Source organism: Neorhizobium sp. BETTINA12A, assembly GCF_023006485.1.
In the GTDB taxonomy this organism is placed as follows: domain Bacteria; phylum Pseudomonadota; class Alphaproteobacteria; order Rhizobiales; family Rhizobiaceae; genus Neorhizobium.
Window position 1 is genome coordinate 17,182 of sequence record NZ_JALBGW010000054.1, and the last position, 11,265, is coordinate 28,446.

The window sequence follows — 11,265 nt, forward strand, 5'->3', positions numbered from 1 at the left end:
CGGGACAAGTCGTCGAATGGCCAGCCTTGCCGTCCTCATCCTCACCTATAACGAAGAGCGCCATATCGCCCGCGCGCTGCAAAGCGTCGCGCCCTTCGCCTCCCAGGTCTTCGTCATCGATTGTTTCTCGACCGACGGCACGGTCGAGATTGCCCGGTCGCTTGGCGCAACCGTGCTCAGCAATCCCTGGATCAATTATTCCAGGCAGTTCCAGTGGGGGCTCGACAATGCGCCGATCACGGCCGACTGGATCATGCGGCTCGACGCGGATGAGGTGATCGAACCTGAACTGGCGGTGGAGATCGCTGAGAAGCTTCCCACTCTCGCTGCCAATGTCGCAGGCGTGAACCTCAAGAGAAGACACATCTTCCTCGGACGCTGGATCCGCCATGGCGGACGGTATCCGCTCATCCTCACCCGCATCTGGCGGCGGGGGCAGGGACATGTCGAAGACCGCTGGATGGACGAGCACATCGTCGTGAAGGGCGGCAGCATAGCCCTTTTCGACGCGCCGTTCTCTGATCACAATCTCAACGATCTCAGCTTCTTCACGGGCAAACATAACCGATATGCAACCCGTGAAGCTGTCGATGTGCTGGGCCGGCGTTACGGTCTGTTTCCGGAGGATTTGGGACTATCGAGAGAAGCGTCGTCGCGACAGGCCACCATCAAGCGGCGCATCAAGGAGCAGATCTATAACCGGCTCCCGTTCCCTGTCGCCGCGCTCGGCTATTTCCTGTTCCGCTATATAGGCCAACTCGGCTTCCTTGATGGTCGTGAAGGGCTGATCTACCATGTTCTGCAAGGCTGCTGGTACCGTTTCCTCGTCGGCGCGAAGGTCATGGAATTCGACCGGTCGCTCCGTTCGCTAACAACGCTCGAGGAAAAGCGCGCGACGCTGGCGCGATTGACGGGGCTGCCGCTCGGAAGCGACAGCCCGTGAAGTGCAGCGATTCAAGCAACGCCCACATTCGGGAAGGCCGCCCAGAAGAGCGTCGAGCCCGCTCCTTCGGCGGCGACCACCAGCAGGCTTTCGCCGGCATTCAGGATATAGCCGGTCTTACCGGAGATCTTGTTGAAGAGCTGGGTGCCGTTGGTATTGACCGCCAAATCCTCCGATCCGGCATTGACGATATGAAACGGCAATCCCACCAGCGACGACGCATCCGACGAACTGGTGATCGCGGGCAGCGTGCAGACGAGCGCCGACGCGGCGTCGAAGGTGACGAGGCCGGCATCCAGCGGATGCAGCACGGTGTTTGCGGTCTTGAGCGTCGACTTCATTCCCATTCCGAAGCGGGGATAGATGAAGCTGTTGCCGCCCCTGACTTCCAGATCGCCTTGGTTTTCCCCTGCGTCGCCGCGAATGTTGAATGCCGCCAATCCGTTGCGGGTCTGATCGGTCCACAGACCTGATAGCATCGCGTGGCGGCCAATTCCGCGCGCCCCGTGAAACTGGCTGGTGGCAGAGGCTGTGTCGAAATCGGTAATCGTCGTGTTGCTGCTGTAGAACCGGCTGAAGCCGGTCGCGCGCCCGACGACGTCGGCATTCTTGTCGCCGGGCACTTCGGAGATGTTGAGGTCGCAGCCCTGCGCGTTCTCCACGTAAATCCCGGCGCCGGAGCCGCCTTCCGCATCCACGCCGAAGAAGCGTGAATTGGAGACGAACGCGCCTTCGTTGCTGGTGCCCAGTTCGAAACAGGGCATGCCCCAGGACGAGAGCGTCAGCGAGCCGCTGCCGGATGCGATTGTGGCCGGGGAGGTGAAGGCGTTGCCGATCTGGATCGCGTTGCCCGTCACCGATTTGACGACATAGACCCGTCCGGCGGTGATCCCGTAATTGCTGCTCGTGAACGCGACCGGCATGCGCGCCCGGAATTTGCCGCCGTCGGCAACGGCGATATTCGCCGAGCCGTTCGAGAAGGTCGCGCTGGCCACAAGTTCGGCCCGGTTGAAGGCATTGTTTTGAATGCGGTCGACATACATTTCGTTCAGACGAGCGCCGTCACCCCCGGCTTCGAATACGATACCCCGGCAGAGCCGATTGTCCCGTCCATCGGCCGGAATGATGTTGAAGAGCGAATCGAAGCGGCTGTTTCCAGGCATCAATGTCGAGCCCGACAGCAATGACGCATAATACTGGCCGTTTTCGCAGAGATGCGTCCAGACCCGGCAAACGTCCGTGTGCATGAAATTGGCAAGGAATATGCCCCAGTCGCTGCAGTCGCGAATGAAGAGATCATGGATGGCGGAAAATTGCAGGCCGATATTGTTCACAGCGCCGATGCTGATGGCGCGCGTGAAGCCGGTAAAGCCGATATGCTCGCATCGCCAGCCGGTAATGCAGTCGGCAGTGATCGTTCCGGATGGCGAGCCAAGGTCGACGTCATTGGCGGCAAAAGCGGGAAACGAGCCGTCGCCGGTAAGCACGGTGCCACCCGCGAAATCCCATCCGCTGTCCGGGAGTGTGTCGTTCAGATAGTTCAGCACCGGCTGTACCCCCTGGTAACCGACGCCGGAAGCGACCGGGAGCGGCGCCGTGAGCGTAATCACCGCATCCGGCAGCAGAATAGTGCCTCCGCCGCCTGCTGCGACCGCTGCCGCATGTACGGCCCGGATCGCCGCTTCGGTGGAATCGGAGGGAATGTAGAGTTTCGGAATTTGGCGAGATGGCATCATGTCAGTCCTCCAGGCCGATGAATCGGCGGATCGCGAGTTGGCTGATGGTGAGCTGATTGTTTTCTGCGTCGGCAAGCGCATTGCCTTCGGCATCCATCAGGGTGAACCCGTCGCCTTCGGGCGGCTCACCGCCGCCGATGGAAAAAGTGCCGGGACCGGTCAGGGAAAGTCCAAGATCCAGCATCATCTCCTCCCGCCGCGAACGCTCGCCGTCCGGCCCCCGCCGATTCGAACGCATCCGGCACCTGTGACGTTAGTTCCGTGTCTGAGGTGGTGCTTTCCCATTCCTGTCTCCTCGGTTCCAAGCCCGGCCGGTCGGTTAACTGCCGGCGGGTGTTTCAGAACCTGATTTTAGGAACGGGTTGAGGAGCGGGGACGAAGTGGCGGGAAAGATTCGATGAATGGCTGCCGCCGTGTGGAACGGCGTATAGGCCAAATTCCTGATATGCTTCACGAACAGGAGGCTATGGGGCGGCCGGAATGGAGCGAGCTGTCGCGCTCACGGCGGATGTTCTTCCCCGTGATAGCCAAAAGAACCAAGTGAGATCGGGCGCGCTCGGCCGAAAACTGAAGCGCTAGACGTAGCGAAACGATCTTCCGGAAGCAGGAAAATTCGGAGTAGAGGCAGGAAAGAGCGCGGGAATGGTGGGCGAGAGAGTGTCCACCATCCGCTTAAAGCCTTGAATTACTCGAACCCGGCCAGCGGCGAGGGAGACACGATGTCTCCCTCCTGTGTGCTAAGCTAAATGACGGCGTAGGTGCGCGCAATGCTCTACTGCTCCATGCGCGGTTGATACTCGCTTATCCCTATTCGGCTGCATCGGGAACTTGAGGTAGTGTCTGGTTCTGCCATTGGTCGTAACTCTCAGTCGTGCCCTGTACCCTCCACGCGGAGCGGCCATTGGCAGCTCTTCCATATATTATGGCTGCTGCTGCGCTGGGACTGGAAAACGCCACATTTTCTTTGAAGAGCCAACGTCCCGTGTCGTCGGGCCCAATCTTTCCTTGGTGTGCTAGGGTCTCCCATAGGCTTCTATAAGTATGGGTTGCTGTTCCCTCCCATGAAGAACGGCATAGTGATCCCTCTTGAACGGTGAATTCCCCATCGATTTCTTGGGCATGTGCGGTCAAGCTGTGCATTTTACTTGTTAGCTCAAAGATGGGGGACAATGATGGTGCCGCCGCACTTGCACTCGGCTTTGATGGGTTTTGTTTGATGGTGGCGGCTTCTCGTAGAAATGCAAAGTCAAGGAGTGGTAGTATCAAGCGAAGCTGAGCCACAAAATATTCCATATCCGCTCGATCCGCCTCGGGTAAATTTGACGGATCCGGTGCAGTGTCATTTGTCAAACTTACCAAGCCAGACGCCTTTGCCACGGAGATAAGTCGGCTTTCTAGGTATTTTATGTGGCCGCTAGTAAGGTTGTGATCTTTGCTGGTTACGACGCATGTCTTTTCCCAGAATGATTTCTTCTCATCCTTGTTGTGCTGAGCTAGCCTTCTGCTAATATTTTCGCTTTGCCCGATGTATACTAGGTTTTGTCCGTCATTTTCTGGGTCAATGCCCAGCAAGAAGTAGACGCCCGCCTTGCCGATCTCGTCTCTTGCAAGCAATGATGCAAGCTTGGATCGGGGTGCCGTGATGACGTGCCCCGTCCAGTTTATGATCTCCGCCGTAAGAATTCCCTGCGGATTGCCTTCAACGAGGTGTATGCGGACGGACTTACCAAAGTTCTCTGACACTGCGCTTGCTCTATGATTGTACTGATCGAATGGGTCGACTGCTGTTGTCTGGTGCTCGTATGGGTAGTCCGTTGAGGGCAAAGTTCTCGTAACAAAACGAGAAATTCTTACTAGGGGTATTTAAAACCCCCTTGGCTCAGCGTTTTCCCCCATGGGGGTGCGGCCGGTAGCGATACCGTGATGTCGGATGGTAGTTTCTGTGGATGAATTTCACGGGGGAGGGGCCGGCGCAGATAGAAAACGCCGTTGCGTGACTTCAGAATATAGGTGGGATTGCGCAAGCCAATGTCTCACCTGAATGGCTCACTGACCAAATTCAAGGCTAGAAGGCTCGGTTTTCAAGTGAATGGTGGGCGATGACGGCCCATCGGTTTCCCAATTTGCCAACGGCTTAGCTGAATGTGGGACACTTCGAAACATTGAGGATTTTCAGTGTTTCTCAAAACTCGGTGTCTCACCCGTCGAGGCTGCTGGCCGGTGGCTTTTCCTCAATCGCGAGACCGTTTCCGGTCCCGTCATCCCATTCCTCAAAGGCCGGTTCAGTCTGACGGCGTTGCAGGCGATCGATGCTGCCAAGTTGGCGCATGCCCTGGAATATCCGAGGGCGGGACAATGAGCGAGTATCAACCGTCCGCCGCGCTCCTCCGCACTCGGCTCATGTTACGTTCCGACAGCGAGCGGGACCAGTTCTTCGCGAGCGGTCGCGGGACGAAGCCGGCGACGCAAGCGCATCTCCGACAGGCGGCTGCGAGTGCTGCTGCTCGAGTGGTGAAACAGGCCGCACGCAGGCGCCCGACCACCCAAGAACGTCAGAACGAAATTGGCCGCCGTCGCAGATGGGCTGGGGGCGGCAACATGCCCCCGCAGATCCGCGCCGGCTATTCCGAAGCCGAGCGCGCCGCTTTGTCGGTGATCGCGGACCGATGCAGGAGCAAGGGCTTCTGTGATCTCTGCCTCGACGAGATCGCCCGCTTGGCTGGTGTCGGGCGCACGTCCGTTCAGAATGCTGTTCGGAAAGCCAGCGGCCGTAAGAGGACTGATGAAAAGCAGCCTCCGATCATCAGTGTGCGGGAGCGACCGCAGGAACACGGCAAGCATCTAACGCACATTATTAGGATCGTTTCCACCTCGTGGCTTGGTTGGATCAAGCGAACCATAGGGTTCAAACGTTTGAGCACTTCAGAGACTGAATCAAGAATCTCTTCTGTTGAGCAGAGAAATGCGGTCCAGGAAGTGCATCGGAAAAAGGTCGCCAGTCAGGACCTTTTTTCTAATGGTGACGAGAAAGCCGAGTCCGAAATCTGGACTCGGGTCGGGATTAAAGGCGCCTCGACATCGGGAGTTGCAGCAGATGGCGGGTCCGAATTTTGGACGCCGCTCATGACTGACCGCGCTATCGGATCATTGGTCAGCGCAGAGCCTGCGTGCGCCGGGAGGCGATCTTGAAAACCTCTCGGCAAAGTCTTGACAATGCCCTTCGCGCTATTTCTGATCTTGTGGAAAACCTCACCAGTGGCCGCCAACTGGCTGATGAAAGCCGGGAGCTATTGCGCGACGGGCTAAAGGCATGCGTCGCCAGCCAGTTTGAGACGTGCTTGTTTACCGTTATCGGTCTCAAGGGCAGGGCGGGATATCGCCGGACCAGCGTCGGCGCCTAGCAGATCGTGATGCTCTCCTCGTGCACCTGTGGCGAAACTGCGATGAGTATCGGGGCCTGCCTGCAATTACTGCGTCGAAATTAATGGTGGCTGGTTTGCAGAGATACCACGTGACACGCTGGCCGCGAGAACGACATGGGTGCGCGCCAGCGTCCGAGCCAGCCGCCACCTGGTGGCGTATCCTCTCTAAGGACTCTCGTGTTCCGGCCTCGAAACGGCTTCAGCAGATCCTCGAGAGCCCTATTGAGAGCGGGGCGGGATCCAACGTGGTTCAAATGTAATGAATGAAATCAATGAGAAAAACTGGAAATTCATTCGGTCGTTTGAATTTCCAAGGCCGGAAGCCAGTGTCGTGCTCAAGCAGGGCACGAGTTGATTCCTGTATGAAAAATCCTTTGGTGAGCTGACGCCTGCTGGTTCTCCATGGTGCGGCCGAAGCAAAACCGGCAGGCTCCCGCCCGCTCCTTGGCAAGAGGCTGCTACCATTCTCCTTCGCTGGTCGCCCAAGATGCCGGGGCGGCTCGCGAGGCGGCAGGCTCCTCTTTTCGCTCATTGGGAGGAGCCTGCCACCCCACCCCATCAAGGGACCGTACAAGGGGAAAACCATCTTACGGGGCGGCGCGACTGCTGAATCTGTCCAGTCTGACCCTAAAACTGAAGCCTAAAGAACTAAAGAGCGGCATAAAGAACTTTATGAAGAAAAAACAGTGGGTTAGTCCATCTTTTTGAGGTGGACCCGTGAAACTCGCTAAAGGTTGCTAAAGGATTCAAGGTTGAGCGGGAAGTCTCTGATGTCGACACATGAAAGCCGACTGAAAATCACACTGCTGGACCAAGTCTCAAGCCGCGCCCGTGGCATTTCGGCTGCGCTTGGCGGGATCGAGCGCCAGGCATCATCGTTTACCGCCGGCTTCCGATCACTCGGCGGCAAGCTGCTTGCCTTCGGGGGCGCCTATGTCGGCGTCTCGGAGGGCATCAAGAACACGGCCGGCGCGGCCATCGACTTCGAGACCGCGTTTGCCGACGTCCGCAAGGTGGTGGACGCGAACGAGGAACAGTTCGAAAATCTGCGCAGGACCATTCGCCAGATGTCGACCGAGTTGCCGATAGCGGCCAACGACATCGCGGCGTTGTTCGCAGCGGCCGGCGAATCCGGCATTGCCACGGCGGATCTCATGGCCTTTTCAGAGATGGCGGCCCGTGTCGGCATTGCGTTCGATATGTCCGCCGGCGAGGCTGGAGAAAGCCTTGCGAAACTAAGACGCAGCTCGGCTTGACGGTCGCCGAGACCGGCGACATGGCAGACGCAATCAATCACCTGTCCAACAATATGGCATCTAAGGCCAAGGACATTACCGCGTACATCCTGCGGGTCGGTGCTCTTGCCGAGATGGGTGGTTTCACCAAAGAGCAGATTGCCGGTATCGGTAGCGCCATGATCGCGGCCGGCGCCGAAGCCGAGACCGCCGGCACTGCCATGCAGAGCGTGGTCAAGGCCCTGACGCGCGGCGCTTCTGCAAAGAAGAGCCAACAGGAGGTAGCGGAAACTCTGGGGCTCAATCTTCCGCAGATCGCAAAGGAGATGCAGAAGGACGCGCCGAAGGTCTTGCGCAAGGTCCTGACGGCGATCGCCAAGACTCCGAAGGATCGGCATCTCGCCCTCTTGTCCGATTTCTTCGGCGACGAGGCAAAGGCGTTTGCCCCGCTGATCGGAAATATGGGCCTGCTTGAACACGCCCTCGACAGCGTCAGCGACAGGACAAAATATTCCGGCTCCGCTTTTAAGGAATATGTCCAGCGTGCTGATACCACGGCCAATGCACTGGATTTAATCCAGAGCACGATTGCGAACCGTTTCTGGCAGATGGGCGACCAGATGCTTCCGACCATTAAGGAAGCTGCCCTCGGCATGGGGTATGTGCTCGACACACTCGACTCCCGCGTTTCTGTCTTCGACGAGATCGCGATCAAAGGCTTCGCGGCAGGTCTCGGATATGGTGGTATCCGCGAAGTCATCGAGGATCTCGGCGACATATTCTTCGGCAAGATCGATCCGAACGCTGGGGACCAACTCGGCAGGATCTTCATGCACGCCAAGGATTAGGGAGCCTCAATTCGTGAGTTGAACGCGGCGCTGAAGGAAAACCCGATCGCACAGTTCTTCGCTGATATGGCTCCCTATGGCTTGCAGATTTTGGCCTGGGGCGCCGGGATAACCTTCCTTGCGGCACAGTGAGGAAGTTGGCGGGCGCGCTGATGTTATTGAGCGGCGCTTCTACCCTAATCGGGATTTTCAAAGTTGCGAAGCAGCTGTCTGGTCTTCTGGCGGCACCTGTAGCCGCGACAGCTGCAGCCGGGGGGAGCAAGCGCGGCGGCCGCTGGCGGCGGCGCAGTTGCAGGGCTCATGGGAAGAAATCTGTTCAAGGTTCTCGGATGGACTGGCAGGAACCTGCTGGGTCCGCTCGGCACAGCGCTGGCAGAGTACGAGGCTTACACCTCTCATGTTCGCCTCTTCAAGTAGCAGGAATAGAAATTGTCACGCCCGATCTTCTCGGACGTTGAGTTTTGTATGAGTGCGTCCTGGGGAAAGCAGGAGGCACGGTCAATGAACGACGGTTGATCATGCTCTGATACGCGGGTTGGTTACCGCCGGACCTGATGCGTCGCGGAGCTTCCTCAGTCTAGGTGGCAGCGTCGGAATTAAACCGGCTGATAGTTGTAACGAGGGTTCTCCTGCCGTGACCGTGCCCCCAGCCTCGCCCAGGTGCACATGAATTCTGATCGGTTCTTTTCCTCCTCGATGATCTAGACTTTAGCGGCGTTCAACGGGGCGCGACCTGACATGCAATTGACCAGGCGAAGCCCGATAGTTCGCGCGCAATCGCCGTAGTGACGGTTGTCGCCGGCTTTCCGGCCTTGGTGAGCTTTCGATAGCGACTGCACAGTCGCACTTGTGCTTTCCACGCCGTGTCGCGGATCGGTTTTGGGAGCTGCTCTTGGCGTAGCAACTGTTCGCGGCTGATCTTTGCAGGAAATCGATAGCTCCAAGCTGCTTCAATCAGCATGCGACGTGCTGTTCCGTTACCAGCTTTCGTAATTCCGCCCTGGCGGCGAGTTCCACCGCTCGAATGCTCCGATGGTACGAGCCCCAGATAGGCCATCAGTTGACGCGGATTTGTGAAGCGGCTCAGATCGCCCAATTCGGCAATCATCGTAGCGGCCGTCACCAGAGCCATGCCGCGAAGCGATTGCAGCGCGAGGACCACCGGAGCCAATGACCAGTCGCTTAACATGATCTCGATTTGCTTCGTCAGCCGATCGCGCCGCTCGGTTGCCGCCTCGATCGTCGCAATATGATCCTCGAGCACGATATGGTGGGCTGGTTGCTCGAAGCGGAGGTCCGCCAGCCACCGACGGTGCATCTGCGTCCAGGCTGAACGGCTATAGTGAAAGCCATGTCGGAGTAAAAACCCACTGAGCTGCTGGCGTGCCTGCCGCAGGCTGCGTACCGCGGAAAGCCGTGCCCGAACCAGATCGCGCATCGCCTCATGGGCGGGATCGGGGATCCAGACGGCGTTCAGTTCACCAGCGCGATGAAGCCTTGCCAGATTGTTGGCATCCCGGCGGTCCGTCTTTATGCGATCGCCGGGCTTTTTAGGGATCAAAGACGGGGCCACGACCACGCAATCATGGCCAGCGGCAGAGAGTTGCCGCTGAATGCCGTAGCCACAAGGTCCTGCTTCGTAGCAAAACTTGAGGGTCCGGCCCGACTGCGAAAGCTTGGCTAGCATGCGGCTCAAGGCCGTTGGTGTGTTTACGATCTGGCCAAACGCGCGCACGTCACCGCGCTTACCGCCATCGGCAAGTGCCACCGAAATCGTCTCTTTGTGAACATCCAATCCGATATATGTGATAGTCTCTTCCATGGCCCGTCTCCTATGCATGAGGCTCTGTGCGGGGTCACCTTACGCAACCCTCGATACCTGCATATTGTGAGACGGGTCACCCAGCCCCAGGCGAACATTTAGTCTACGTCGACTCCCAGATGCCGAAAGAGCCGACGTTACCAGGCGTCTCCGCACAACAAGCGATGGACGCTGCGCGAGGTGCGCGAGCGGCCGGCATTGGCGGCAGCACCACCGAGACGCTTCCGGGCAAGACGGCTGATGATTTAGGGATTGGCGCCGCGTTGCAGACCCTCCGCTCGCCCTCGGACCAATTCGGTCGGGAGAGCGTGCAAGGGGCGGATCTTCGCTGCCTGTAAATCCGATCAAGCTCGACGCCGAGACGATCAATTCTCTCGGCGCGCCACGAGGCGTTCAACAGGTCGAGGTGATGAATCGTCCTCCTCCCCCTATAACGTTACCGTGCAGGCTCACTTCACCATCAACGGCGTTAACGACCCGGAGAAGATCGCGAGTGATGTTTCCCAGCGGATTGGCCAGCAATTGCGAGACGAAATAGCCGGAATATATGCAGACACGGGATACGGAGTGGCCTGATGCATAGGAAGCTTCTCGTCAGCGAAGATACAGTCATCCATCTGATGGCGCAGGCCGCGGTTGATCAATTCATGATTGAGTGGCTCGCTACCTACCTTCTGCGAACCTATCCTCCAGATAGTCAGAAAGAGTGGCTGGACGATCTGGAGAAGGCGCTCTCGGCCCCTATTGGGCTCCCGTCCGTAGCGACGGAAGTCGAGGCCGTTCTGTTTCCGACGCCGGGGTCCAAGTACATGAGCGAGGTAGATACCTTGTGGATCGATTGCGCGGGCATATGCACGCAGACCGGACGGCGAATTGCAGAGGATAGAGATCCAAGCCGACGAATTGGCTTGGGTACCCGGTCTGGAAGGTCGCCAAAGCGGAAGGGTCGCCTTCATCTCTATTGTTAGCTTTACAGCTATCCCGACCCGAGCGCCTTAATCGATGCTCATTTCATAGTCAGCACTGACAACATTAGTGGCGTAGCCTGCCTTATCCTTTCAAGTAACCAAATTGGTTTATCTCGGCGCCACGGGCCAAAGTTCGCGTCATGGTTCTGTCCACAATTTTTACACGCACCCTCTGAGTCTCTTCTAATATACCTGTCACATTGTCACATTTTTGTTGTTGGCGTCACAAAACGGTTGCACGAAGTAGGTTGTGCGACGTTAGGATGCGTCGTGTTTTTGACCGCAAGTTGA

General features: G+C 57.9%; 6 protein-coding genes and 1 pseudogene. 3 read left to right on the forward strand and 4 right to left on the reverse strand.

The genetic code is table 11. From position 1 onward, the window contains the following. Positions 1-16 precede the first annotated feature (16 nt). Positions 17-943, forward strand: coding sequence for a glycosyltransferase family 2 protein (locus tag MOV61_RS15225; RefSeq protein ID WP_247137174.1), 927 nt, complete (start codon positions 17-19; stop codon positions 941-943). Positions 944-954: 11 nt separating this feature from the next. Here the strand turns inward: MOV61_RS15225 and MOV61_RS15230 are convergent, their stop codons facing one another. The 3 genes from MOV61_RS15230 to MOV61_RS15240 all read right to left on the reverse strand — a co-directional run bounded on the left by MOV61_RS15230 (position 955) and on the right by MOV61_RS15240 (position 4,422). Further along, positions 955-2,679 carry a hypothetical protein gene (locus tag MOV61_RS15230; protein ID WP_247137175.1) on the reverse strand — a complete coding sequence of 575 codons (1,725 nt, stop codon included), beginning with the start codon at positions 2,677-2,679 and terminating at the stop codon, positions 955-957. Position 2,680: 1 nt separating this feature from the next. After that, positions 2,681-2,866, reverse strand: coding sequence for a hypothetical protein (locus MOV61_RS15235; RefSeq protein WP_247137176.1), 186 nt, complete (start codon positions 2,864-2,866; stop codon positions 2,681-2,683). Between the two features lie 620 nt (positions 2,867-3,486). Next, positions 3,487-4,422 (reverse strand): GIY-YIG nuclease family protein, encoded by a 936-nt coding sequence (locus MOV61_RS15240; protein WP_247137177.1) that lies wholly within the window; start codon positions 4,420-4,422, stop codon positions 3,487-3,489. An 855-nt stretch (positions 4,423-5,277) separates the two neighbouring features. Between MOV61_RS15240 and MOV61_RS15245 the strand changes: the two genes are divergently transcribed. Next, on the forward strand, positions 5,278-5,868 hold the full coding sequence (locus tag MOV61_RS15245; RefSeq protein WP_247137178.1) for a hypothetical protein: 591 nt from the start codon (positions 5,278-5,280) through the stop codon (positions 5,866-5,868). A 1,003-nt stretch (positions 5,869-6,871) separates the two neighbouring features. Beyond that, positions 6,872-8,184 (forward strand): annotated as a pseudogene (locus MOV61_RS15250) (phage tail tape measure protein). Between the two features lie 718 nt (positions 8,185-8,902). On the opposite strand, the gene MOV61_RS15255 reads toward MOV61_RS15250, so the two are convergent. Then, positions 8,903-10,006, reverse strand: a complete 1,104-nt coding sequence (locus MOV61_RS15255) for an IS110 family transposase (RefSeq protein WP_247137179.1) — start codon at positions 10,004-10,006, stop codon at positions 8,903-8,905. Positions 10,007-11,265: the final 1,259 nt, after the last annotated feature.